The sequence below is a fragment of the Burkholderia latens genome (assembly GCF_902499045.1).
GTDB lineage: Bacteria > Pseudomonadota > Gammaproteobacteria > Burkholderiales > Burkholderiaceae > Burkholderia > Burkholderia latens.
Genome location: NZ_CABVPL010000053.1, coordinates 24,979 through 47,773, shown reverse-complemented (window position 1 = coordinate 47,773; position 22,795 = coordinate 24,979). Strand labels below are relative to the sequence as shown.

21 protein-coding genes are annotated in these 22,795 nt (G+C 67.4%); 13 read left to right on the top strand and 8 right to left on the bottom strand.

The window, feature by feature from the left end; genetic code table 11:
• Nucleotides 1–32 precede the first annotated feature (32 nt).
• Nucleotides 33–1,523, bottom strand: coding sequence for an aldehyde dehydrogenase (locus tag BSE24067_RS27040; protein ID WP_151068276.1), 1,491 nt, complete (start codon nucleotides 1,521–1,523; stop codon nucleotides 33–35).
• A gap of 86 nt (nucleotides 1,524–1,609) precedes the next feature.
• A complete protein-coding gene (locus BSE24067_RS27035; protein WP_151068277.1) occupies nucleotides 1,610–2,161 on the bottom strand; it encodes a cupin domain-containing protein in 552 nt (183 codons plus the stop codon).
• Between the two features lie 468 nt (nucleotides 2,162–2,629).
• On the opposite strand from BSE24067_RS27035, the gene BSE24067_RS32665 reads away from it, so the two are divergent.
• From BSE24067_RS32665 to BSE24067_RS26985, 11 genes are all read left to right on the top strand, one after another.
• Entirely contained in the window at nucleotides 2,630–2,812 is a 183-nt protein-coding gene (locus BSE24067_RS32665; RefSeq protein ID WP_006402789.1) for a hypothetical protein, read from the top strand.
• Nucleotides 2,813–3,102: 290 nt separating this feature from the next.
• Nucleotides 3,103–3,885, top strand: coding sequence for a gamma-glutamyl-gamma-aminobutyrate hydrolase family protein (locus tag BSE24067_RS27030; RefSeq protein WP_151068278.1), 783 nt, complete (start codon nucleotides 3,103–3,105; stop codon nucleotides 3,883–3,885).
• Between the two features lie 33 nt (nucleotides 3,886–3,918).
• Complete coding sequence (locus tag BSE24067_RS27025) at nucleotides 3,919–5,256, top strand: glutamine synthetase family protein (protein ID WP_151068279.1); 1,338 nt, start codon at nucleotides 3,919–3,921, stop codon at nucleotides 5,254–5,256.
• Between the two features lie 37 nt (nucleotides 5,257–5,293).
• Nucleotides 5,294–6,721 carry an aspartate aminotransferase family protein gene (locus BSE24067_RS27020; protein WP_174904911.1) on the top strand — a complete coding sequence of 476 codons (1,428 nt, stop codon included), beginning with the start codon at nucleotides 5,294–5,296 and terminating at the stop codon, nucleotides 6,719–6,721.
• Nucleotides 6,722–6,783: 62 nt separating this feature from the next.
• On the top strand, nucleotides 6,784–7,899 hold the full coding sequence (locus BSE24067_RS27015) for a polyamine ABC transporter substrate-binding protein (protein WP_151067444.1): 1,116 nt from the start codon (nucleotides 6,784–6,786) through the stop codon (nucleotides 7,897–7,899).
• A gap of 190 nt (nucleotides 7,900–8,089) precedes the next feature.
• The gene (locus BSE24067_RS27010) at nucleotides 8,090–9,244 is read left to right on the top strand and encodes an ABC transporter ATP-binding protein (protein ID WP_151067446.1); all 1,155 of its coding nucleotides are present in this window, start codon (nucleotides 8,090–8,092) and stop codon (nucleotides 9,242–9,244) included.
• A gap of 10 nt (nucleotides 9,245–9,254) precedes the next feature.
• Nucleotides 9,255–10,241: an ABC transporter permease subunit gene (locus BSE24067_RS27005; protein ID WP_151067468.1), complete on the top strand. Its 987-nt coding sequence runs from the start codon at nucleotides 9,255–9,257 to the stop codon at nucleotides 10,239–10,241.
• Complete coding sequence (locus BSE24067_RS27000) at nucleotides 10,238–11,077, top strand: ABC transporter permease subunit (protein WP_170297545.1); 840 nt, start codon at nucleotides 10,238–10,240, stop codon at nucleotides 11,075–11,077. Before BSE24067_RS27005 ends, BSE24067_RS27000 begins: the two co-directional genes overlap by 4 nt.
• A 106-nt stretch (nucleotides 11,078–11,183) precedes the next feature.
• Entirely contained in the window at nucleotides 11,184–12,758 is a 1,575-nt protein-coding gene (locus tag BSE24067_RS26995; RefSeq protein ID WP_151067470.1) for a DUF3138 family protein, read from the top strand.
• Nucleotides 12,759–12,870: 112 nt separating this feature from the next.
• Nucleotides 12,871–14,175, top strand: coding sequence for an NAD(P)/FAD-dependent oxidoreductase (locus BSE24067_RS26990; protein ID WP_151067448.1), 1,305 nt, complete (start codon nucleotides 12,871–12,873; stop codon nucleotides 14,173–14,175).
• A 25-nt stretch (nucleotides 14,176–14,200) separates the two neighbouring features.
• Complete coding sequence (locus tag BSE24067_RS26985) at nucleotides 14,201–15,502, top strand: NAD(P)/FAD-dependent oxidoreductase (RefSeq protein WP_151067450.1); 1,302 nt, start codon at nucleotides 14,201–14,203, stop codon at nucleotides 15,500–15,502.
• A gap of 77 nt (nucleotides 15,503–15,579) precedes the next feature.
• Here the strand turns inward: BSE24067_RS26985 and gor are convergent, their stop codons facing one another.
• The 4 genes from gor to BSE24067_RS26965 all read right to left on the bottom strand — a co-directional run bounded on the left by gor (nucleotide 15,580) and on the right by BSE24067_RS26965 (nucleotide 19,906).
• On the bottom strand, nucleotides 15,580–16,935 hold the full coding sequence (gene gor, locus BSE24067_RS26980) for a glutathione-disulfide reductase (RefSeq protein ID WP_151067452.1): 1,356 nt from the start codon (nucleotides 16,933–16,935) through the stop codon (nucleotides 15,580–15,582).
• A 243-nt stretch (nucleotides 16,936–17,178) separates the two neighbouring features.
• The gene (locus BSE24067_RS26975) at nucleotides 17,179–17,403 is read right to left on the bottom strand and encodes a hypothetical protein (RefSeq protein ID WP_151067472.1); all 225 of its coding nucleotides are present in this window, start codon (nucleotides 17,401–17,403) and stop codon (nucleotides 17,179–17,181) included.
• A 328-nt stretch (nucleotides 17,404–17,731) separates the two neighbouring features.
• Nucleotides 17,732–18,853: a porin gene (locus BSE24067_RS26970; RefSeq protein ID WP_151067454.1), complete on the bottom strand. Its 1,122-nt coding sequence runs from the start codon at nucleotides 18,851–18,853 to the stop codon at nucleotides 17,732–17,734.
• 285 nt (nucleotides 18,854–19,138) lie between these two features.
• Nucleotides 19,139–19,906: a YoaK family protein gene (locus tag BSE24067_RS26965; protein WP_151067474.1), complete on the bottom strand. Its 768-nt coding sequence runs from the start codon at nucleotides 19,904–19,906 to the stop codon at nucleotides 19,139–19,141.
• Nucleotides 19,907–20,266: 360 nt separating this feature from the next.
• On the opposite strand from BSE24067_RS26965, the gene BSE24067_RS26960 reads away from it, so the two are divergent.
• Complete coding sequence (locus tag BSE24067_RS26960) at nucleotides 20,267–20,608, top strand: hypothetical protein (RefSeq protein ID WP_151067456.1); 342 nt, start codon at nucleotides 20,267–20,269, stop codon at nucleotides 20,606–20,608.
• 62 nt (nucleotides 20,609–20,670) lie between these two features.
• On the opposite strand, the gene BSE24067_RS26955 is transcribed toward BSE24067_RS26960, so the two are convergent.
• The gene (locus BSE24067_RS26955) at nucleotides 20,671–21,198 is read right to left on the bottom strand and encodes a chromate transporter (RefSeq protein WP_151067458.1); all 528 of its coding nucleotides are present in this window, start codon (nucleotides 21,196–21,198) and stop codon (nucleotides 20,671–20,673) included.
• Entirely contained in the window at nucleotides 21,198–21,809 is a 612-nt protein-coding gene (locus BSE24067_RS26950) for a chromate transporter (RefSeq protein ID WP_151067460.1), read from the bottom strand. The genes BSE24067_RS26955 and BSE24067_RS26950 overlap by 1 nt, the downstream gene beginning before the upstream one ends.
• A gap of 96 nt (nucleotides 21,810–21,905) precedes the next feature.
• Between BSE24067_RS26950 and BSE24067_RS26945 the strand changes: the two genes are divergently transcribed.
• Nucleotides 21,906–22,790, top strand: a complete 885-nt coding sequence (locus tag BSE24067_RS26945) for a transcriptional regulator GcvA (protein ID WP_151067462.1) — start codon at nucleotides 21,906–21,908, stop codon at nucleotides 22,788–22,790.
• The last annotated feature ends 5 nt before the right edge of the window (nucleotides 22,791–22,795 follow it).

The following is a 22,795-nucleotide window of genomic DNA, read 5'->3' as shown; positions in this document are numbered from 1 at the left end:
GCACCCGTGACTGCGCCCGCCTATCAGCCGGCTCAGCGCAAACGGATCAGCGTCGACTTCAGCTCGGTGTATTTCTCGAGCGCATGCAGCGACTTGTCGCGGCCGTTGCCCGATTGCTTGTAGCCGCCGAACGGGAAGTTCATGTCGCCGCCCTCGTCGTAGCAGTTCACCCAGACCGTGCCCGCGCGCAGCCTGCGCGACACGTCGTGCGCGGTCGTCAGGTCCGACGTCCATACGGCCGCCGCGAGCCCGTACTCGGTATCGTTCGCGATCCGCACCGCGTCGTCGACGTCGTCGAACACGATCACCGACAGCACCGGCCCGAAGATCTCCTCGCGCGCGATCTTCGCATCCGGCTTCACCTCGAACACCGTCGGCTCGACGTAGAAGCCGCCCGTCTCCTCTCTCACCCGCGCGCCGCCCGTGACGAGGGTGCCTTCGTTGCGCCCCGCGTCGATGTAGCCGAGCACGCGTTCGAGCTGAATTCCGTCGACGATCGCGCCCATCGACACCGCCGGATCGAGCGGATTGCCCGGCACGTACGCGCGCGCGGCCGCGACGAGCTTCCCGATGAACGCGTCCTTGATGTCGCGATGCACGAGCAGGCGCGAGCCGGCCGTGCACATCTCGCCCATGTTGTAGAAGATCGCGCCGGCCGCGGCCTGCGCGGCGCGGTCGAGATCCGGGCAATCCGGCAGCACGATGTTCGGCGACTTGCCGCCGAGTTCGAGCCACGCGCGCTTCAGGTTCGACTGCGCCGCGTATTGCATGATCAGCTTGCCGACCGCGGTGGAACCGGTGAATGCAATGCAGTCGACGTCGCGGTGCAGCGCGAGCAGCTTGCCCGGCTCGCCCGCGCCCGGCAGCACGTTGAACACGCCGGCAGGAATGCCGGCCTCATGCGCGAGCTGCGCGACGCGGATCGCGGTCAGCGGTGACTTCTCCGACGGCTTCAGCACGACGCTGTTGCCCGCCGCAAGCGCGGGGCCGAATTTCCATGCGGCCATCAGGATCGGGAAATTCCACGGCACGACGGCCGCGACCACGCCGACCGGCTCGCGCGTGACGAGCCCGACGAGATGATGGTCGGCCGGCGCGACCTCGCCGCCGACCTTGTCGATCGCCTCGGCGAACCATTCGACGCAATACGCGGCGCCCGGCACGTCGACCGTCGTCGTATCGCCGATCGGCTTGCCCGCATCGAGCGTTTCCAGCAGCGACAGTTCGTCGAGATGCTCGCGCATCAGCGCGGCCCAGCGCAGCAATACAGCCTTGCGCGCGCGCGGGTTCAATCCGGCCCACACGCCGGCGTCGAACGCGCGCCGCGCGGCCGCGACCGCGGCATTCACGTCGGCCTCGCCGCAGTCGGCCACCTTCGCGAGCACGCGGCCGTCGATCGGGCTCACGCAGTCGAACGTCTTGCCGCCGTGCGCGTCGCGCGGCGCGCCGTCGATGAATGCGCGCCCTTCGATCTCGAGCGACGCCGCCTTGTCCTGCCAGTCGGCCAAAGTCAACTTGTTCATTCAGGATCCCTCAATGGTGATGGCATTCGCGCTGCGGCACGCCGCGCAACGGCAACTTCGCCGGCGGCGAATGCGGTGTTGCGCGGTCAGAAGGTGGCCGGCGAATTGGCCGACACGACCTCGCACAGCTGTTCCGCGCTGGGATTGCGAAAACGGTGCGGCAAACGGCTTTCGAAGTAGTAGCCGTCTCCGGGGTCGAGCAGCCACGTCGCGCCGTCGACGGTGAGCTCGAGCCGGCCCGACACGACGATACCGCCCTCGTGCCCCGCATGCGCGAGCATCTCGGGGCCCGTATCGGCGAGCGGCTGGTAGACCTCGCGCATGATGCACATGTTGCGATCCTTCACGCCGGCGCCGACGAGGTGGAACGCGAGCGCGTCGTTGCCGAGGTTCGGCATCTCGTCGCGGCGCGACACGACCGCGCGCGATTCGACGAGCTCGAACGTGAAGAACTCCGCGAGACTCATCGGGATGCATTCGAGCAGTTTCTTCAGCGAGCCGACCGACGGGCTCACGCGGCCCTGTTCGATCAGCGAGATCGTGCCGTTGGTCACGCCGGCCCGCTTCGCGAGTTCGCGCTGCGACAGGCCGTGCTTGTTGCGCACGAAGCGCAGGCGCTCGGCGACTTCGGTGGACATCGATTCGGTTTCGGACACGATTTGGAGTGCGGTGAAAAAGTGAAACGGCGCATTGGGCATGTTCGGCACCCGTTGAATATTCTAATCACTTTATGCCGCACATCAGCGGGGAAAACCCTGAAAGGCGTTCGAAATAATGAACACCCGATACATCATTCCATTTGCGAATCTTTTATTCGCAGTGCTTCGGGAAACCCCTGACACGACACCGTCAAAAAACATTTGACGCCGTTTTTGGCTCGTATATGCTGGCTCTCAGGTAAGCGTCATCGGCCATTCATCGGCACCGAAAAACGTTATCGCAACGCAAAGATCGATGCCGATAAATGTAAATGACGCCAACCTGACACCTTGATTATTTTAAACGCCCCGCGCACCGAAACGATCAGGTGTTCAATACTTTCAACAAACCAGTCGAGTGTAATCGTGAGAGTCCGTGGCCCTCTGGTGAGGTGGGATCGAGGCGATGTGCGAAGTTTGCGCAGCGCTGCTCCCGCTTCCGATGGCAGTTGCGGCTGGCATAGTCCTCGCCTGCTGCACCTGTCGATCTACACCATCCTGTCTCGTCGTTCCGTTCGGCGCCACAACGCCGTTTCCGCACGCGCATTCGTGGCCGTCGATACCGACGAAGTCGCGTCGCTGCTGCCATAGCGCCTCTCCTCCTTTTTTTCGTCGTTCGTTTCAGTGAGCTGTTCGCCAGCCGCGCCGTTCGCGCGGTGACGGAACGCGTTCGCGCATCGATTGCCGCGTCGCGCAGCGCAACGAAACGAACGACGGCCTGACCGTCGCGCACCGCACGGGCCGCCCACGCGCCCCGCGCCGTGCCCATTCACCAGCGGCCTTGCGCACTGCGCCAGGCTGCGGGGTTCCGTCGCGCCCGCGTTTTTGACGATTCACCGCAATCACGCACGCACGAGCCTTACGGACAACTGATTGACGTCATGGAAAGGAAACCTCTCGTCGGTCTCACCGCCGACTTCACGCAGATCGGCGCGCATGCGTCGCATACCGTCGGCGACAAGTACGTCGCGGCGATCGTCGACGGCGCGCGCGCGTTCGCGATGGTGCTGCCCGCGCTCGGCGAACGCCAGTCGGTCGACGACGTGCTCGCCACCGTCGACGGGCTGCTGTTTACCGGCAGCTACTCGAACGTCGAGCCGCACCGGTACGGCGGCGAGCCGAGCACACCGGGCACGAAGCACGATCCCGCCCGCGACGCGACCACGCTGCCGCTGCTGCGCGCGGCGATCGCGGCCGGCGTGCCGGTGCTCGCCGTGTGCCGCGGCTTCCAGGAGTTGAACGTCGTGTGCGGCGGCACCCTGCATCAGCGCGTGCACGAAGTCCCGGGGCTCGCCGATCACCGCGAGGACGACGACGCGCCGATGGACGTGCAATACGGCCCCGCGCACGTCGTGCACCTGATGCCCGGCGGCGTGCTGCACGCGCTCGCCGGCGGCCGCGACGACGTGCGCGTGAACTCGCTGCACAAGCAGGGCATCGCGCAGCTCGGTTCGGGCCTCGCGGTCGAGGCCGTCGCACCGGACGGGCTGATCGAGGCCGTCAGCGTCGTCGATGCGCCGGCCTTCGCGCTCGGCGTGCAATGGCATCCGGAATGGCGGCATGCGCATGACGCGCTGTCGAGCGCGATCTTTCGCGCATTCGGCGACGCATGCCGCGCGCGCCGCGATGCGCGCACCCGCGCCGCGGCCGCCGCGCTCGCCTGAGCGCCAATCCACATAACGAGAACGAGAACGGACATGCAAGACATCGAAGACTTTCTGAAGCAACACCGGATCACGGAGATCGAAGCGATCATTCCCGACATGGCCGGCATCGCGCGCGGCAAGATCACGCCGCGCAACAAGTTCACGTCCGGCGAATCGATGCGGCTGCCGCAGGCCGTGATGGTGCAGACCGTCACCGGCGACTATCCGGAGGACGGATCGCTCACCGGCGTGACCGATCCCGACATGGTGTGCGTGCCCGACACGTCGACCATCCGCCTGATCCCGTGGGCCGTCGATCCGACCGCGCAGGTGATTCACGACTGCGTGCACTTCGACGGCTCGCCGGTCGAGATCTCGCCGCGCTACGTGCTGCGCCGCGTGCTCGACCTGTACAAGGCGAAAGGCTGGAAGCCCGTGGTCGCGCCCGAGCTCGAGTTCTACCTGGTCGACATGAACAAGGACCCGGACCTGCCGCTGCGTCCGCCGGTCGGCCGCACGGGCCGCCCCGAAACGGGCCGCCAGTCGTATTCGATCGAGGCCGTCAACGAGTTCGACCCGCTGTTCGAGGACATCTACGAGTACTGCGAAACGCAGAACCTCGACATCGACACGCTGATCCACGAGGTCGGCGCCGCGCAGATGGAGATCAACTTCATGCACGGCGACGCGCTGTCGCTCGCCGACCAGGTGTTCCTGTTCAAGCGCACAGTGCGCGAGGCCGCGCTGCGCCACAACATGTACGCGACGTTCATGGCCAAGCCGATGGAAGGCGAGCCGGGCTCCGCGATGCACGTGCACCAGAGCATCGTCGACGAGGAAACGGGCCGCAACCTGTTCACGTCGGCAGAAACGGGCGGCGCGACGTCGCTGTTCTACAACTACCTCGCCGGGCTGCAGAAGTACACGCCCGCGCTGATGCCGATCTTCGCGCCGTACATCAACTCGTATCGCCGGCTGTCGCGCTTCATGGCCGCGCCGATCAACGTGCAGTGGGGCTACGACAACCGCACGGTCGGTTTCCGCATCCCGCACTCGGGGCCGGCCGCGCGCCGCATCGAGAACCGGATCCCCGGCGTCGACTGCAACCCGTACCTCGCGCTCGCGGCGACGCTCGCGGCCGGCTATCTCGGCATGACGCAGCGCCTCGAGCCGACCGAGCCGCTGGTCAGCGACGGCTACGACCTGCCGTACGGGCTGCCGCGCAACCTCGAGGAAGGCCTCACGCTGATGGCCGCGTGCGAACCGCTCGGCGAGATCCTCGGGCCCAAGTTCCTGAAGGCGTATTTCGCGCTGAAGGAAACCGAATACGAAGCGTTCTTCCGCGTGATCAGCTCGTGGGAGCGTCGCCATCTGCTGCTGCACGTGTAAGCGCGCGCACAACCGCATTACGGAATACGGAGGAAACATGACTTACCGCAATGAATCCGCGTGGATCCAGCCCGCCGCACCGGCGGCCCGCACGACGCAGGCGCGCTCGACCGCCGAATACCGCGCGCTCGACGCCGCGCATCATATCCACCCGTTCTCGGACATGGGGGCGCTCAATCGCGCGGGCAGCCGCGTGATCGTGAAGGCCGACGGCGTGTACCTGTGGGACTCGGACGGCAACAAGATCATCGACGGGATGGCCGGGCTCTGGTGCGTGAACGTCGGCTACGGCCGCAAGGAACTGGCCGACGCCGCATATCGCCAGATCCAGGAACTGCCGTTCTACAACACGTTCTTCAAGACGACGCACCCGCCGATCATCGAACTGTCGGCGATGCTCGCCGAAGTGACGCCCGCCGGCTTCAACCACTTCTTCTATTGCAACAGCGGCTCGGAAGGCAACGACACCGTGCTGCGACTGGTGCATCAGTACTGGCGCGTGCAGGGCAAGCCGCAGAAGAAATACGTGATCTCGCGCAGGAACGGCTATCACGGCTCGACGATCGCCGGCGGCACGCTCGGCGGGATGGGCTACATGCACGAGCAGATGCCGTCGAAGGTCGAGCACATCGTGCACATCGATCAGCCGTATTTCTTCGGCGACGCGCAGGCCGGCGAGACGCCGGAAGCCTTCGGCCTCGCGCGTGCGCAGCAGCTCGAAGCGAAGATTCTCGAACTCGGCGCGGAGAACGTCGCCGCGTTCATCGGCGAGCCGTTCCAGGGCGCGGGCGGCGTGATCTTCCCGCCGTCGACGTACTGGCCGGAAATCCAGCGAATCTGCCGCAAGTACGACATCCTGCTGGTGGCCGACGAAGTGATCGGCGGGTTCGGGCGCACCGGCGAATGGTTCGCGCATCAGCACTTCGGCTTCGAGCCGGACCTGATCACGATGGCGAAGGGGCTGACGTCGGGCTACGTGCCGATGGGCGCGGTCGGCATTCACGAACGCGTCGCGCGGCCGATCATCGACAACGGCGAACTCAACCACGGCCTCACGTACTCGGGCCACCCGGTCGCGGCCGCGGTGGCGGTCGCGAACCTGAAGCTGCTGCGCGACGAAGGGATCGTCGAGCGTGTGAAAAGCGACACGGGCCCGTACTTCCAGGCGCTGATGCGCGAAACCTTCTCGCGCCACCCGATCGTCGGCGAAGTGCACGGCCACGGAATGGTTGCGAGCCTGCAGCTCGCGGAAGCGCCGGCCGAACGGCGCCGCTTCGCGAACGGCGGCGACGTCGGCACGATCTGCCGCGATTTCTGCTTCAACGGCAACCTGATCATGCGCGCGACCGGCGACCGGATGCTGCTGTCGCCGCCGCTCGTGATCTCGCGGCAGGAACTCGATGAGCTCGTATCGAAGGCGAAGAAGGCCGTCGATGCGACTGCCCAGCAGCTGGGCCTTTCGTAACGACTTTGCCTACAGGCGTGCGGCGGGCGCCGCACGCCACCATAACCCAGGGGAATTCCACCATGCGTGCCTGCTTTCTTCGCCAAGCCTGCTCCGTCGCGGCCCTTGCCGCCGCCGCTGCGTTCACGTCGGTCGCCAGCCCGTCGGCGCGTGCCGACGAGCTGAACGTGTACAACTGGTCCGACTACATCGCACCGGACACGATCCCGAACTTCCAGAAACAGACGGGCATCCACGTCAAGTACGACAACTACGACAGCGACGACACGCTGCAGGCGAAGCTGCTGGCGGGCAGTTCGGGCTACGACATCGTCGTGCCGACGTCGAACTACATGGCCAAGCAGATCCAGGCCGGCGTGTACCAGAAGCTCGACAAGTCGAAGATTCCGAACCTCGCGAACCTCGATCCGCTGCTGATGAAGATGATCGCGGATGCCGACCCGGGCAACCAGTACGGCGTGCCGTGGGCGTACGGCACCGACGGTATCGGCTACAACGCGCAGGCGGTGAAGAAGGCGCTCGGCGACAAGGCGCCGGTCGACAGCTGGGCGCTGGTGTTCGACCCGGCCAACATGGAAAAGCTGAAGAGCTGCGGCGTGTCGTTCCTCGATCAGGCGGTCGACGTGTTCGCGGCAACGCTGCAGTACATGGGCCGCGACCCGAACAGCAAGAACCCCGGCGACTACCAGGCTGCATTCGAAGTACTGAAGAAAGTCCGCCCGTACATCACGCAGTTCAACTCGTCCGGCTACATCAACGATCTCGCGAACAACGACGTGTGCGTCGTGCTCGGCTGGTCCGGCGACGTCGGCATTGCGCACCGCCGCTCGGCCGAAGCGAAACGCGCGTACGACATCAAGTTCTCGAATCCGAAGGAAGGCGGCCTGCTGTGGTTCGACGTGATGGTGATCCCGAAGGACGCGCCGCACCCCGAGGCCGCGTTGAAGTGGATCAACTACGTGTCCGACCCGAAGGTCAACGCGGCGATCACGAACACGGTGTTCTACCCGACCGCGAACAAGGCCGCGCATCAGTTCGTCACGCCGGCCGTCGCGCAGGACCCGACCGTCTACCCGCCCGAGGACGTGCTGAAGAAGATGGTGCTGATGAAGCCGATGCCGGCCGACATCCTGCGCCTCGAGAACCGTCTGTGGGCGCAGTTGAAGACGGGCCACTGATCGTGAGCCAACGCGGCGGCGCAGGCAGCGGCTGACCATCGGCCGACGTCCGCCCTCCCGCGATCAGCGGACCTGCGTCCGCCCGCACGTCCTGTTCCATCCGGCATGAGCCGTTGCCCGCGAGTCGCGTTGCGCGCCTCGCGCGGGGACGCTCACGCCTGCAATCCGTGAAGAACGAATGGTGACTCCCATGCAATCGATACCCTCTTCCGCAGCTGCACGCCAGACCCAACCGGCCGCCGTGGCCCGCTCGAAGAACGACGCGTTCGTGCGCATCGAAAACGTCGTGAAGAAGTTCGGCGACAGCACGGCCGTCGACAACGTGAACCTGACGATCGCGAAGAACGAGCTGTTCGCGCTGCTCGGCAGCTCGGGCTGCGGCAAGTCGACGCTGCTGCGCATGCTGGCCGGGCTGGAGACGGCCACGTCCGGCAGGATCTTCGTCGACGGCGAAGACCTTGCGTCGCTGCCGCCGTACCGCCGGCCGGTGAACATGATGTTCCAGTCGTACGCGCTGTTTCCGCACATGTCGGTCGAATCGAACGTCGCGTTCGGGCTGAAGCAGGAAGGCACGCCGAAGAACGAGATCAAGGAACGCGTGGCCGACGCGCTCGCGCTCGTGCAGATGAGCAAGTACGCGAAGCGCAAGCCGCATCAATTGTCGGGCGGCCAGCAGCAGCGCGTCGCGCTCGCGCGTTCGCTCGTGAAGCGCCCGAAGCTGCTGCTGCTCGACGAGCCGATGTCCGCGCTCGACAAGAAGATCCGTCAGAAGACCCAGCTCGAACTGGTCAACATCATCGACAAGGTCGACGTGACCTGCGTGATGGTCACGCACGACCAGGAAGAAGCGATGACGATGGCGAGCCGCCTCGCGGTGATGAGCGAAGGCAAGATCGTGCAGATCGGCACGCCCGGCGAAGTGTACGAATACCCGAACAGCCGCTTCTCCGCTGAATTCATCGGCTCGACGAATCTGTTCGAGGGCCGCGTGGTCGAGGACGAGCCCGATCACATCTTCGTCGAGAGCGACGACCTCGAAGCGCGCATGTACGTGAGCCACGGCGTGACCGGCCCGCTCGGGATGCCGGTCGGCATCTCGGTGCGGCCCGAACGCGTGCACGTGTCGCGCGACAAGCCGGGTTCGCATCACAACTGGGCGCGCGGCGTCGTGACCGACATCGCGTACATGGGCAGCTACTCGCTGTACCACGTGCGTCTGCCGAGCGGCAAGACGGTCGTGTCGAACCTGTCGAGCTCGCATCTGATGCACGACGGTGCGCCTTCGTGGAACGACGACGTGTTCGTGTCGTGGTCGCCGGCAAGCGGCGTCGTGCTGACGCAGTGAGGACGCCATGATCAGAACCTCCGCTTCCACGCCGTCCGCGCCGGTTTCTAGCGGCGCCGCCGTCGCGACACGGCCTTCAACGCGCCGCAGCCGCTTCGCCGCGCTGTCGCGCTTCCTGCCGTCGGGCCGCGGCGTCGCGATCGGCGTGCCGTTCCTGTGGCTCACGATCTTCTTCGCGCTGCCGTTCGTGCTGGTGTTCAAGATCAGCTTCGCCGACCAGGTGATGGGGATCCCGCCGTATACGTCGCTCGTCGAGATCAAGGACGGCGTCGTGCGCTTCGCGCTGCAGCTGTCGCACTACGCGTTCCTGCTGCAGGACGACCTGTACATCGCGACCTACCTCAGCTCGCTGAAGATGGCCGCCGTGTCGACGCTGCTGTGTCTGCTGATCGGCTATCCGATGGCGTACTACATCGCGCGCTCGGAACCGGCCCGGCGCAACGTGCTGATGATGGCCGTGATGCTGCCGTTCTGGACGTCGTTCCTGATCCGCGTGTACGCATGGATCGGCATCCTGAAGGACGACGGCCTGTTGAACCACGCGCTGATCGCGCTCGGCATCATCCACACGCCGCTGCGCCTCTATCACAGCGACGCGGGCGTGTACATCGGGATGGTCTATTCGTACCTGCCGTTCATGGTGATGCCGCTCTACGCGCACCTCGTGAAGATGGACCTCACGCTGCTCGAGGCCGCTTACGACCTCGGCGCGAAGCCGTGGGTCGCGTTCACGCGGATCACGCTGCCGCTGTCGAAGAACGGGATCATCGCCGGCAGCCTGCTGGTGTTCATCCCGGCGGTCGGCGAGTACGTGATTCCCGAGCTGCTCGGCGGCGCCGACACGCTGATGATCGGCCGCGTGATGTGGGACGAGTTCTTCAACAACATGGACTGGCCGATGGCGTCCGCGGTGACGGTCGCGATGGTGCTGCTGTTGCTGGTGCCGATGGCGCTGTTCCAGTACTACCAGGTCAAGGAACTGGAGGACGCGAAATGATCAAGCCGAACAAACCGCTGTCGACGGGCGTCCTCGCCTTCGGCTTCCTGTTCCTGTACATCCCGATCATCAGCCTCGTCGTGTACTCGTTCAACGAGTCGAAGCTGGTCACGGTGTGGTCGGGCTTCTCGCTGAAGTGGTACGCAGCGCTGCTCGACGACGACGAGCTGCTGAGCGCCGCGTGGCTGTCGCTGAAGATCGGCCTCCTGACGGCCACCGCGTCGGTCGTGATCGGCACGTGGGCCGGCTTCGTGCTCGCGCGCTTCGGCCGCTTCAGGGGCTTCACGCTGTACACCGGGATGATCAACGCGCCGCTCGTGATTCCGGAAGTGATCCAGGGCATCTCGCTGCTGCTGCTGTTCGTCGCGCTCGAGCAGATGTTCGGCTGGCCGAAAGGTCGCGGGATGGTGACGATCTGGATCGGCCACGTGATGCTCTGCGTGTCGTACGTGGCGATCATCGTGCAGTCGCGCGTGAAGGAGATGAACAAGTCGCTGGAAGAGGCCGCGCTCGATCTCGGCGCGACGCCGCTGAAGGTGTTCTTCGTGGTCACGCTGCCGCTGATCTCGCAGGCGCTGCTGTCGGGCTGGCTGCTGTCGTTCACGCTGTCGATCGACGATCTCGTGCTGTCGGCGTTCCTGTCCGGGCCGGGCTCGACGACGCTGCCGCTCGTCGTGTTCTCGCGCGTGCGGCTCGGCCTGAACCCGGAAATGAATGCACTGGCGACGCTGTTCATCACCGCGGTGACGATCGGCGTGATCGTCGTGAACCAGATGATGGTTGCGCGCGAGCGGCGCCGCGTGGCCGACATGAAGGCGGCCTTCGCGGCGGCCTGACCCGACGCATCGTTCCCCTTCGATCGATAACAAGACGGCGCGCCGCGCGATTGCGGCGCGCGCATCGAAACGCACTTTGACAGCCGCACGACTAGGAGAATCCGCCATGAAGAAGAAACTGATCTGCCTGCTGGTGGCCGGCGCGTTGCCGGGCATCGCGCTGGCCGGCTCCACATCCGCCGAAATCAAGGCGCTGCAGGCGCAGGTGGCCGCGCTGCAGAAGCAGATGAAGGCCATGCAGGCGCAACTCGCCGCGCAACCGGGCGGCACCGCGGTCGCGCAAGCGGGCGCGGCGGCCGCGGCGAAACCGGCCATCGTGGCCGCCGATCCGTCGTCGCCGGACTATGGCCATGCGCAGGCCGCGCTGACCAACGACGAGGTCAGCGAAATGAAGCAGCAGATCGCGAACCAGCAGCTGAAGGTCGACTCGCTGACGGACGCGGCCAACACCGGGCCGCTCGCGGGCCTGTCGGTCACCGGCTACATCGATCCGACCTACATCTACAACCGCGCGGCCGGCACGTCGTCGTTCCTGTTCGCGAACCACGAGAACGCGTACAACTACTTCAACAGCACGTTCGGCGATCTGTACCTCGACATCAAGAAGACCTTCGGCGTCGGCCCGATGGCGCCGTCGGCCGAGATCACGCTGATGCCGAACCGCGGCAACGGCATCACGCTGCTGCAGAACTCGCGCGGCTCGATCACCGACAACCTGCTGAACACCGCGGTCGTCAACGTGCCGATCAGTGCGACGACCACGCTCGTCGCCGGCCTGATCCCGAGCTTCGGCGGCTACGAGGTGCAGCAGTCGAACCAGATGCTCACGCTCACGCACAACCTGCTGTACGACTTCTCCGATCCGGGCAGCTACGTCGGCGCGGGCGCGAACTACACGAAGGGCGCATGGGCGTGGAAGTTCTTCGTCGGCAACGAGCAGTACCGCACGTACGGCTCGGTCACGCAGACGGGCACCAACGCGCTCGGCGATCCGATCACCACCAGCAACAAGGTGCCGACCTTCACCGCGCGCGCCGACTACACGTGGTCGAGCGCGCTCGACATCGGCGGCTCGATCAACATCGGCCGGCAGACGCTCGCGAGCGCGATCGACTCGGACGGTGTCGTGCACTACGGGCCGGGCGGCGCCGCGCCGAGCGGCTACGGCACGTTCTTCTTCGGCGAAGTGGACGCGACGTACACGCTCGCCGACATCCAGTACAACGCCGAGCTCGATTACGGCCAGCAGCAGCATGCGGCATACAACGGCGGGCTCGCGCAGTGGTACGGGCTGTCGCTGCTCGCGCACCGCAAGTTCAACGCGCCGGTGGTCGGCCGCATGGGCGTGACGCTGCGCTACGATGCGCTCGTGAACAGCAAGAACGGCGGCGGCGGCGGCGGCATCGCGCTGAACGGCAACGGGATGGATCCGTTCAACGGCTTCGGCGTCGATGCGGACTGCCTCGCGACGTCGAAGGCGAACGGCGGCCTCGGCTTCGACTGCAAGGGCGCGGTGCGTCAGGACGTCGCGCTCGACCTGCTGTTCTATCCGACCCAGCAGATCACCGTGAAGGTCGAATACCGGCACGACTGGGCGAACAACAAGGTGTTCCTGCGCAACGACGGGTCGTACGGCAAGTCCAACGACCTGCTCGCGACGCAGTTCATCTATTCGTTCTGATGCAGGTCGCGCGGGGCGCCGTGCCGCACGTACGGCGTCCCGCGTCGTGTCACCCGGCCGGCTCGTGGTGCGTCGCGCACCGCCGCCGGCCGTCTTCGATGGAGCCGGTTTCATGACGCAGTCTTTCAACCGCCGCGCCGATGCGCTCGGGCGCGACTCGTACTACGAAGCAACCGCCACACGACCGTTGGCGGACGATCCCGTGCTCGAGGATGCAATCGACGCCGACGTGTGCGTGATCGGCGCGGGCTTCGCAGGCTTGTCGACGGCGCTCGATTGCCGCGCGCGCGGGCTGTCGGTCGCCGTGATCGACGCGCACCGGCCCGGCTGGGGCGCGTCGGGCCGCAACGGCGGCCAGGCGATCACGGGCTTCGCGAAGGACGACGTGATCGACAAGCAGCTCGGCGCCGACGGCGCGCGCGCCGCGTGGGCGCTGTCGCTCGACGGTGTCGCGCTGATCGCCGAGCGGATCGCGCGCTACGGGATCGACTGCGATTTCACGCGCGGCTACCTGACGGTCGCGACCAAGCCGCGCCGCATCGACGACCTGCGCGCGTGGATGAACGCCGCGAGCACGCGCTGGGGCCATCCATCGCTGTCGTGGCTCGATACCGGCGACATCCGCGCGCGCATCGCGTCGTCCCGCTATCTCGCGGGCGTCTACGATCCGCTGTCGGGCCATCTGCATCCGCTCAAGTATTGCGTCGGCCTCGCCGATGCCGCGCGCCGCGAAGGCGTCGCGCTGTACGCGCACACGCCCGCGCTCGAGGTCGTGCGCGGCGCGCGGCCGATCGTGCGCACACCGTCCGGCGAAGTGCGCTGCCGCTTCGTCGTGTCGTGCTGCAACGCGGGCCCCGGCGGCATCCTGCCGGCCGCGACCGCCGCACGCATCGCGCCGATCGCGTCGTACATCATCGCGACCGAGCCGCTCGGCCGCGCGCGCGCCGACGCGCTGATCGCGCAACGCGAAGCCGTGTGCGACAACAACTTCTTCCTCGACTACTTCCGGCTGTCGGCCGACGACCGGATGCTGTTCGGCGGCCGCGCGAACTCCGCGGGCGCGTCGCCCGGCACGCTCGCCGAAACGATCCGGCGGCGCATGGCCGGCGTGTTCCCGCAGCTCGCCGACGTGCGCGTCGATCACGCGTGGGGCGGCTTCGTCGACGTCACGCGCAACCGCGCGCCGGATTTCGGCGCGCTCGATCCGAACTTCTTCTACGTGCAGGGCTTCAGCGGACACGGCGTCGCGCTCACGGGCATCGCCGGGCGTGCAATCGCCAGCGCGATCGCGGGCGACGCGCGCGCGTTCGACCTGTTCGCGCGACTGCGTCACCGGCGCTTTCCGGGCGGCGACGCGTGGCGCCAGCCCGCGCTCGAACTCGGGATGCTGTATCACCGCGTGCGCGAGCTGTTCTGAGCCTTCGTCATTCATTCATCCGACCATGCAGACATTCGCCAACCAGCCGCACGTCGCGTCGTACTACGCGGCGACCGTCAACGATACGACCCGCCATGCGCCGCTCGCCGGCGCGGCCGACGCCGACGTGTGCGTGATCGGCGCGGGCCTCACCGGCTTGTCGGCCGCGCTCAACCTCGCCGAGCGCGGCCATTCGGTGATCGTGCTCGAGGCGTCGCGGGTCGGATGGGCGGCGAGCGGGCGCAACGGCGGGCAGCTGATCGGCGGCTTCGCGTGTGACATCGACACGTTCGCGCAGTTCATGCCGGAAGGCGACGTGAAGCGGATCTGGGACATGGGGCTCGAAACGCTGTCGCTCGTGAAGTCGCGCATCGCGCGGCACGGCATCGACTGTGCGCTCGTGCCCGGCTATCTGACCGCCGCGAACACCGAGCGTGACGCGGATTCCCTGAAGCGCTGGCGCGACGAAGCCGCGAAGCGCTTCGGCTACGACCGTTTCCATTTCGTCGAAGCGGACGAACTCGGCGACTACGTGCAGTCGGCGCGCTATCGCGGCGGGCTGTACGACCCCGACAGCGGCCACCTGCATCCGCTGAACTACACGCTGGGGCTTGCGCGCGCGGCGACCGGCGCGGGCGTGCGGATTCACGAGGACAGCTGCGTGACGCGCGTGCGCGACGTCGCGGGCGGCCACGTCGTCGAGACCGAGCAAGGGCACGTGCGCGCGCGCTTCGTCGTGCTCGCCTGCAACACGTATGTCGGCACGCTGTCGCCCGCGTTGTCGAAGAAGATCATGCCGGTCGGCACGTACGTGATCGCGACGGAGCCGCTCGGCGAAGCGCGCGCCGCCGCACTGATGCCCGCGCGCGCGGCCGTGTGCGACAGCCGCTTCGTGCTCGACTATTTCCGGCCGGCGCCCGATACGCGGCTCGTGTGGGGCGGCAAGGTCAGCTATTCGACGCGGCCGCCGCGCGATCTCGCGGCGGCGATGCGCGCGGACATGCTGAAGACGTTCCCGCAGCTCGCCGACGTGAAGGTCGATTACGCATGGGGCGGCTTCGTCGACATCACGATGAATCGCGCGCCGCACTTCGGGCGCGTCGCGCCCACGATGTATTTCGCGCAGGGCTTCTCGGGGCACGGCGTGAACACGACCGCGCTCGCGGGCAAACTGATCGCCGAGGCGATCGACGGCCAGGCGAGCCGCTTCGACCTGTTCGGCCGGATCCGGCATCGCGACTTCCCCGGCGGCGCGGCACTGCGCACGCCCGCGCTCGTGCTCGCGATGAGCTGGTACCGGCTGCTCGATGCGTTCGGCGTGCATTGAGCCGCGCCGCATCGACGAAAACGGCCGCGCCGACGCGCAGCCGTTCGCTATCCGCGTGGCGGCACCGCGTGCCGCCGCTAGTCGCCGACCTTCTGCCGCATCGTCACGAACTCCTCGGCCGCGGTGGGGTGAATGCCGATCGTGTCGTCGAACTGCGCCTTCGTCGCGCCCGAGCGGATCGCGATCGCGATGCCCTGGATGATCTCGCCCGCGTCGCGGCCGACCATGTGCGCGCCGATCACGCGCTGGCTGTCGCGCTCGACGACGAGCTTCATCAGCGTGCGTTCGTCGCGGCCCGACAGCGTGTGACGCAGCGCCTTGAACGACGTGCGGTAGATGTCGATTGCGTCGTGCAGGCGGCGCGCGTCCGCCTCGGTGAGCCCGACCGTCGCGACCTCGGGCTGGCTGAACACGGCCGACGGCACGTACGCGTGATCGGTCGCGACGCGCGAGCCGCCGAACAGCGTCCGCGCGAGCAGCGCGCCGTCGCGCGTCGCGACGGGCGTGAGCTGCGGCCGCGACGTCACGTCGCCGATCGCATGAATCGACGGCACCGACGTCGCCGAATACGCATCGACCGCGATCGCGCCGCGCGCGTCGAGCAACACGCCCGCGCGTTCGAGGCCGATCCCGTCGACGTTCGGCACGCGGCCCGTCGCATAGAGCACCGCGTCGTACGGGCCGTGCGTCGCATCGCCGACGCGCACGCTGAGCGTGCCGTCATCCGCACGCGCGATCGATTCGACCACCGCGTGCGCGTGGATCGCGACACCCTGCTTCGTCATCTCGTCGGTCAGGAACTGCCGCACGTCGTCGTCGAAGCCGCGCAGGATCCTGTCGCCGCGATAGAACAGATCGACGCGGCTGCCGAAACCGTTGAAGATGCCGGCGAACTCGACCGCGATATAGCCGCCGCCGACCACCGCGATGCGCGCGGGCAGTTGCGCGAGCGACAGCGCCTCGCGCGACGTGATCGCATGCTCGATGCCGGGCCGCGGCGGCAGCACCGGGCGCGAGCCGGTCGCGATCGCGATGTGGCGCGCGCGCACCGTGCGCTCGCCGATCGCAACCGTGTGCGCGTCGACGAGCGTCGCGCGCCCGGCGTGCATGTCGACGCCGGATTGCCGCAGCAGGTTGATGTAGATGTCGCTGAGCCGGTTGATCTCGCGGTCCTTCGCGGCGATCAGCGTGGGCCAGTCGAGCGAGCCGGCGCCGAAGGTCCAGCCGAAGCCTTTCGCGTCCTCTATTTCGTGCGGATAGTGCGATGCATAGACGAGCAGCTTCTTCGGGATGCAGCCGCGCAGCACGCAGGTGCCGCCGATCTGCTCCTCTTCCGCTATGCCGACGCGCGCGCCGTATGACGCCGACATCCGGGCGAGCCTCACGCCGCCGGAGCCGGCGCCGATGACGAACAGATCGTAGTCGAAATCCATCGCAAGCCTCATCGCAGTTCGGATGACGGCACGATAACAAGATTCCGGAATTCGTGCGGAAGATCGCGCCGCGCGATGCGTGCGCGATAAAAAACGGCGAGAGACGTCGCCTCTCGCCGGTCAAACCGACTGCCGGGTGTGCCATGCGTCACCGATCGACCACATGCCCGGCCTGCCGGCCGCGCGGCACCGGTCCGCCCGGGCGCGCGAACGGCGCGCCCGCGTCCGGACCAGCCGCCATGCTCAGGCCTGCGACGTGTCGCTGCCGTCCGTCGCCTGCGTGTCGTCCGCCTGCTGCGGCTGCTCGTCCTTCTTCTCGAGCATGCCTTCGATCGCCTCCGCGCCCTTGAAGCCCGCGATCGCCGCGGCGGCCTTCGTCAGCAGGCCCGCATCCGGATCGAGCTTCTCCGCTGCCTCGACCGCGGCCACGGCGCCGGCAATTTCACCCACGGTGTTCAGGATACCCATCGTCATCCCCTTTTCAGGAAAATCGTGAGCGCATCGTCCCACGAAAAAAACCGGCGGACCGTGTTTGTCATCACCGGATACACAAGTTACGCACCACGCCGGCCGCACGCGGCGGACCGTACATGCAGCGTAGCCGAAACGCTTCGCGCGCACTGTCAAAGTATGTTGTGGAATGCCGACGGAACGCTTACGTCGCGGACGGTCCCGAGGCAGCGATCGCGGAACGATCATGCGCGCATGAACGGCGCGTGACAAAAAAAAAAGAGGCTCCCGCGGGAGCCTCTTCGATGCGCGCCGAGCGGAGCCGGCGCATGCGTTCCGACATTCGTCAGAAGATATTGCGCAGGCCGATCGCGATGCCGGTCTGATTGCTGCGGCCCGGCAGTTCGACGTTCGCGGCGCCGTTCGTCTTGTTGAAGTCGACGGTGCCGTAGATTTCCGTGCGCTTGCTCAGTGCGTATTCGGCGATGCCGACGATCGCGTAGCGGTTGCCGCTCGCGAGCGTGCCGTTCGTGGTCATCGCGTTGCGCATGTGGTCGTAGTAGAACGCGCCCGTCAGCGTCAGCGGCGTGCTGACCTGCCAGCTCACGCCCGCGAACGGACCGTCGTCGATCCGGCCCGTGCCCTTCGCGACTGGAATCGACTGCTGCGCGAGCAGGCTGTCGACGAAACCGGTGTCGTCCTTCGAGCGCAGGTAGCCCGCATAGACCTTCGCCTTGCTGAACGCGTACACGACGTTCGCGTGGTAGATCGTCTGCTTGCGTGCGGAGTTGTCGCTGTTCTGCTGCGCGCCGGCCGCGATGCTGAGCGGCCCCATTACGTACGACAGCGACACGCCCCACGCATTGCCCTTGCCGAGCGAGCCCGGGATCTGGCCCGAGAAGCCGCCCGCGCCGGTCGATTCGTAGTTCGTGCCCGTCGAGTACATCGCCTTCGCGGTCAGGCCCGCGAACTTGCCCGTGTACTTGATCTGGTTGTCCGCATACAGGCCGCCACCCAGCGCGACCGGCAGCCACGCGTTTTCGAGGTAGTTGCCGACCGTCAGCGGATCGTAGGTGTCCGCCAGCAGGTCGAACAGCGGCGTCTTCTGGCGGCCGAGCGTGACCGTGCCGTACGGGCTCTGCAGACCGACGTACGCTGCGCGGTTGAACAGGCGGCCGCTGTCGGCGAACGCGCCGTTCTGCAGGTTCACGCCGCTTTCGAGGTTGAACACGGCCTTCAGGCCGCCGCCGAGGTCTTCCGTGCCGTAGATGCCGAAGCGGCTGTTCGTGATCGCGCCGTTGGACATCGACAGCAGGCCGTCGTTCTTCGCGTTGGCGTTGGTCAGGTAACGGATGCTGGCGTCGGCGACGCCCCAGAGCGTGACCGAGCTTTGTGCGGCTGCGTACTGGCTGGCGAAGGCCAGCACCGCGCCCCCTGCGATGGCTGCGAGTCGGGTGGTCTGCTTCATGAGCTTTCCTTTTTTAGGTGTCTCCATTCATGGCCGGCCGCGTGCGCGGCCGGGTGGCGATCGGACGCGCTCATGGCGCGCGCGATGTGGGCTGAATCATAAGATGAGTGCGCTGCGTGAAAGAAATTGAAATTCCCGGCGACGCGTGATTGTCGTCCGGGAACAACGGTTTCCTGTGGGCGGTGCCGCTGGCGCGGTCGGAGCCGGGTGTGGGAGGCGGGACGGTGCTGTCGGGATCGGGCGAGGCGATGAAGATCGTCGCGCGGAAAACCGGCGGGCCGCGCGTCAGGCTGCCGGGCGCGGCGTCCCGTCGTCGGGGTGGCTGCCGTCGCTGCCGTCGCTGCCGTCGCTGCCGTTGCAGCCCGCGCTGCCGCCGCCATCGGCCGCTCGCCGCCGCGCCCGCCGCACGATTTCCGCGAATGCACCGGCGAGCAGCAGCACCGCGCCCCACAGCGCGACGCCGGGCGCGAGCCGCGTCACGAAGCCGCCGATTACGGCGCCGGCCAGAAAGCAGAAGCTGATCGTCGCGAGCAGCGCCGAGTCGTGCAGCGCGCCCGCGTCATAGCGCGGAATCAGCCCGACGAACAGCTTCTGCGCGGCGCGGCGCAGGTTGCCGGTCGTCATCACCGATGTGTACGAAAGTTCCTCGAGATGGGTGAACGACAGTGTCTGCAGCGTCGCGACGAACGAGATGCCGGGAATCAGCCATGCGCTCGACGCGCCGACGAGCCCGCTCGCGGCGACGCCGAGAAACGCGATCTCGACGATCAGGCTCGCGAACGCCGTGTGGCGCATCCAGCCGCGCTGCGCGGCGAGCCCGAGCAGATGCGCGACGAACACCGCGACCACGAAGCCGCCGAGCGGCGGCACGTGATGCAGCGCGGCCGCCCAGTCGCCGGCCGACACGTTGATGCCGAGCAGCGCGACGTTGCCGGTCATCGTGTTCGCGAACACGTGGCCGTGGCCGACGTACGTGTATGCGTCGAGATAGCCACCCGACAGCGTGAGCAACGCGGCGACAGTGAGATTGCGGCTGGCGCCGTCGAGATCCATCGATCCTCCCGTGTGGCGCGCCGCCCGGCCGCACGCGGCGGGCAGCGCCAGATTCATCGGTTCAGGCAGCGCCGGACGCCGCCGCTTCTGCGCTTCTGCGCTTCTGCGCTTCTGCGCTTCTGCGCTTCTGCGCTTCTGCGCTTCGGCTTCGACGCCCGCGTCGCGCCAATATAATGCTCGGCGTCGGGCGACCATCCGGTCGCACGGCGCCGACATCGAACATCGTCGCAAATGGCGGCGCCGAAGTCGCCCGAGTATACCGGCCGACTTCGGCGGTCCGCTTCCGCGGCCACCGCACCGGCCGGTTCGCCCGCGCCGCTTCGCGACGACCCGCGCCCTTTCGACACGCCGCCGAATCCCATGACACCCGCGAAGTTCTTCCTGCGCTACACCGTGATCCCGTTCATCGCGATCGTGCTGGTCGCCGTCTGGGCGTTCCACCGCGAATCGGGCGAAATCGACGCGCGCCAGTATGCGGCGCTGGTGGCGGCCTATCCGTCGTTCACGCCGAAGCTCAAGCGCGAAGTCGCCGATGCGCTGCATGGCAGCGGCCGGCTCGGCAAGGCCGATTACGACGCGATCATGCGCGACGCGCTCGAAGCGGGTTACGTGGTGGACTGGCCGGCGGCGACCGACGACGTCGGCGCTGAGCGCGGCCGTCTGCTCGGCCTCGTGAACGGCGACCGGCCCGCGTCGCCATAGCGATCACGCGTTCGATCGGCGCCCGCGCCGGCACCGCGCCGGCCGCCGCCCCCGTCCGCCGCTCACTGGCCGATGCCGGAGAGCCCGATCAGCGCGCCGCCCGCGAGCAGCCACAACGGATGGATGCGCGTGCGCGATGCGAGCACCGCGCACGCGGCGGTGATGCCCCACTGGATCGCGGTGCGGTTCGACGCTTCCGAGATCAGCACCGCGCTGGCCGCGACGAGTCCGGCCGTGATCGGCATCAGCCCCTGCTGCACGTAGCGGCGCCACGGCCGGTCGCGAAAGCGTTCCCACGCGTGCAGCGCGAGCACGGTGACGACCGACGACGGCCCGAACTTCGCGATCGACGCGACGAGCAGCCCCGACCAGCCGGCCACATGCCAGCCGACCAGCGACACGATCATCATGTTCGGCCCCGGTGCCGCCTGCGCGAGCGCGAACAGCGCGGTGAATTCGTGCGCGCTCATCCAGTGATGCACGTCGACGACCTGCCGCTGCATCTCCGGCAGGATCGTATTGCCGCCGCCGAATGCGAGCAGCGACAGCTGACTGAAGATCGTCGCGATTGCGATCAGCGTGTCGTTCATCAGCGGCCTCCGTCGCGCGCGGCGGTGCGCTGCTGCGCAGGCGTGTCGCGGTACCGCGACGCGAGCCAGATGCTGACGGGCGTGAGCACGAGCATCGTCGTCAGCAGCGGAATGCGCAGCACCGCGATCGCGACGAACGCGAGCGCGGCGAGCGCGGCCGCCGTGCGCGGCGCGCGCAGCAGCGGCTTCGCGACCTTCACGGCCATCGCGACGAGCAGGCCCGCGGCCGCGGCGGCGAGCCCGCCGAACAGGTGCTGCACGCGCGGATCGCCCTGCGTCTTCGCATACAGCACGCCGAGCGCGACCACGACGAGCGTCGGGCCCGCGATCAGCCCGAGAATGCCGGCGAACGCGCCCGCGACGCCGCGAAAGCGCATGCCGACCGCCACCGACAGATTGATCACGTTGCCGCCCGGCAGGAACTGGCACAACCCGAGCAGATCGGTGAATTCGTCGGCGGTGAGCCATTTGCGCTGCTCGACGATCGTGCGCCGCGCGAACGGCAGCGCGCCGCCGAACGACATCAGGCCGAGCGACAGGAAACCGGTGAACAGCTCGGCGAGGCCGATCCGGCGAGGGGACACGGCGGACGGCGGAGAGACGGATTGCATGGGGATCCTCAACAGACGATGCGCCGAGGTTACTGCCGTTCCGGCTCGCTGCAAAACGATTTTATCGGCGCTCCCTTGTGATCTAGAATCACAAGCATGGCACGTGACCTCCCGCCCTTTTCCGCGCTTCGGGCCTTTGAAGCAGCGGCACGACACGAAAGCTTCAGCGCCGCCGGCGACGAGCTGCATGTGACTCACGGTGCCATCAGCCGGCAGATCGCCGGGTTCGAGGCATGGCTCGGCAAGCCGGTGTTCCACCGTTACGGCAAGCGCGTGAAGCTCACCGACGAAGGCCGCCGCTATCTCGACACCGTGCGCGCCGCGTTCGACAGCATCGCGCTCGCCACCGAGCAGTTGCGCCACACCGGTGCCGCGCGCGTGCTGCGCATCAACGCGCTGCCGACCTTCGCGATGAAATGGCTGCTGCCGCGGCTGTCGCGGTTCCAGCGCGACGTGCCGAACGTCGAGCTGAAGCTGTCGACGTCGAATGCGCCGCTCGAGACGCTCGACGGCTTCGACGTCGCGATCCGCCGCGGCCCCGGCCATTGGCCGAACTGCACGAGCGGCCACTTCCTCGACGAAAGCGTGATTCCGGTGTGCAGCCCCGCGCTGCTCAAGCGCGCGCCCATTGCGCGCGCGGACGATCTCGCGCGCCACGTGCTGCTGCACTCGGATACGCGGCCCGAAGGCTGGCGCGACTGGTTCGCGGCCGCCGGCGTGACGATGAAGGGACGCAAGCGGCAGTCGTTCGACCACTTCTATCTGGCGCTGCAGGCCGCCGTCGACGGGCTCGGCGTCGCGCTCGGCCCGCTGCCGCTGATCGACGACGAGCTCGCGAGCGGCCGTCTGGTGATGCCGCTCGACGGGCCGCGCATCGCGACGCGCAGCTACTGGTGGATCGCGCCGGGCGCACGGGCCGACGATCCGCTCGTCGCGCAATTCTGCGCGTGGCTCGCCGCGCAGTCGAACGTGATCGCGTGACGCGC

What these genes read in the sequence shown, in the direction of transcription:
- BSE24067_RS27015 (WP_151067444.1), top strand. Translation starts at nt 6,784, where the DNA reads ATGCGTGCCTGCTTTCTTCGCCAAGCCTGCTCCGTCGCGGCCCTTGCC.
- BSE24067_RS27000 (WP_170297545.1), top strand. Translation starts at nt 10,238, where the DNA reads ATGATCAAGCCGAACAAACCGCTGTCGACGGGCGTCCTCGCCTTCGGC.
- BSE24067_RS26990 (WP_151067448.1), top strand. Translation starts at nt 12,871, where the DNA reads ATGACGCAGTCTTTCAACCGCCGCGCCGATGCGCTCGGGCGCGACTCG.
- BSE24067_RS26955 (WP_151067458.1), bottom strand. Translation starts at nt 21,198, where the DNA reads ATGAACGACACGCTGATCGCAATCGCGACGATCTTCAGTCAGCTGTCG.
- BSE24067_RS27030 (WP_151068278.1), top strand. Translation starts at nt 3,103, where the DNA reads ATGGAAAGGAAACCTCTCGTCGGTCTCACCGCCGACTTCACGCAGATC.
- BSE24067_RS26945 (WP_151067462.1), top strand. Translation starts at nt 21,906, where the DNA reads ATGGCACGTGACCTCCCGCCCTTTTCCGCGCTTCGGGCCTTTGAAGCA.
- BSE24067_RS26995 (WP_151067470.1), top strand. Translation starts at nt 11,184, where the DNA reads ATGAAGAAGAAACTGATCTGCCTGCTGGTGGCCGGCGCGTTGCCGGGC.
- BSE24067_RS26950 (WP_151067460.1), bottom strand. Translation starts at nt 21,809, where the DNA reads ATGCAATCCGTCTCTCCGCCGTCCGCCGTGTCCCCTCGCCGGATCGGC.
- BSE24067_RS27035 (WP_151068277.1), bottom strand. Translation starts at nt 2,161, where the DNA reads ATGTCCACCGAAGTCGCCGAGCGCCTGCGCTTCGTGCGCAACAAGCAC.
- BSE24067_RS26975 (WP_151067472.1), bottom strand. Translation starts at nt 17,403, where the DNA reads ATGGGTATCCTGAACACCGTGGGTGAAATTGCCGGCGCCGTGGCCGCG.
- BSE24067_RS26960 (WP_151067456.1), top strand. Translation starts at nt 20,267, where the DNA reads ATGACACCCGCGAAGTTCTTCCTGCGCTACACCGTGATCCCGTTCATC.
- BSE24067_RS26985 (WP_151067450.1), top strand. Translation starts at nt 14,201, where the DNA reads ATGCAGACATTCGCCAACCAGCCGCACGTCGCGTCGTACTACGCGGCG.
- BSE24067_RS26970 (WP_151067454.1), bottom strand. Translation starts at nt 18,853, where the DNA reads ATGAAGCAGACCACCCGACTCGCAGCCATCGCAGGGGGCGCGGTGCTG.
- BSE24067_RS27020 (WP_174904911.1), top strand. Translation starts at nt 5,294, where the DNA reads ATGACTTACCGCAATGAATCCGCGTGGATCCAGCCCGCCGCACCGGCG.
- BSE24067_RS27025 (WP_151068279.1), top strand. Translation starts at nt 3,919, where the DNA reads ATGCAAGACATCGAAGACTTTCTGAAGCAACACCGGATCACGGAGATC.
- BSE24067_RS27040 (WP_151068276.1), bottom strand. Translation starts at nt 1,523, where the DNA reads ATGAACAAGTTGACTTTGGCCGACTGGCAGGACAAGGCGGCGTCGCTC.
- BSE24067_RS26965 (WP_151067474.1), bottom strand. Translation starts at nt 19,906, where the DNA reads ATGGATCTCGACGGCGCCAGCCGCAATCTCACTGTCGCCGCGTTGCTC.
- BSE24067_RS27010 (WP_151067446.1), top strand. Translation starts at nt 8,090, where the DNA reads ATGCAATCGATACCCTCTTCCGCAGCTGCACGCCAGACCCAACCGGCC.
- gor (WP_151067452.1), bottom strand. Translation starts at nt 16,935, where the DNA reads ATGGATTTCGACTACGATCTGTTCGTCATCGGCGCCGGCTCCGGCGGC.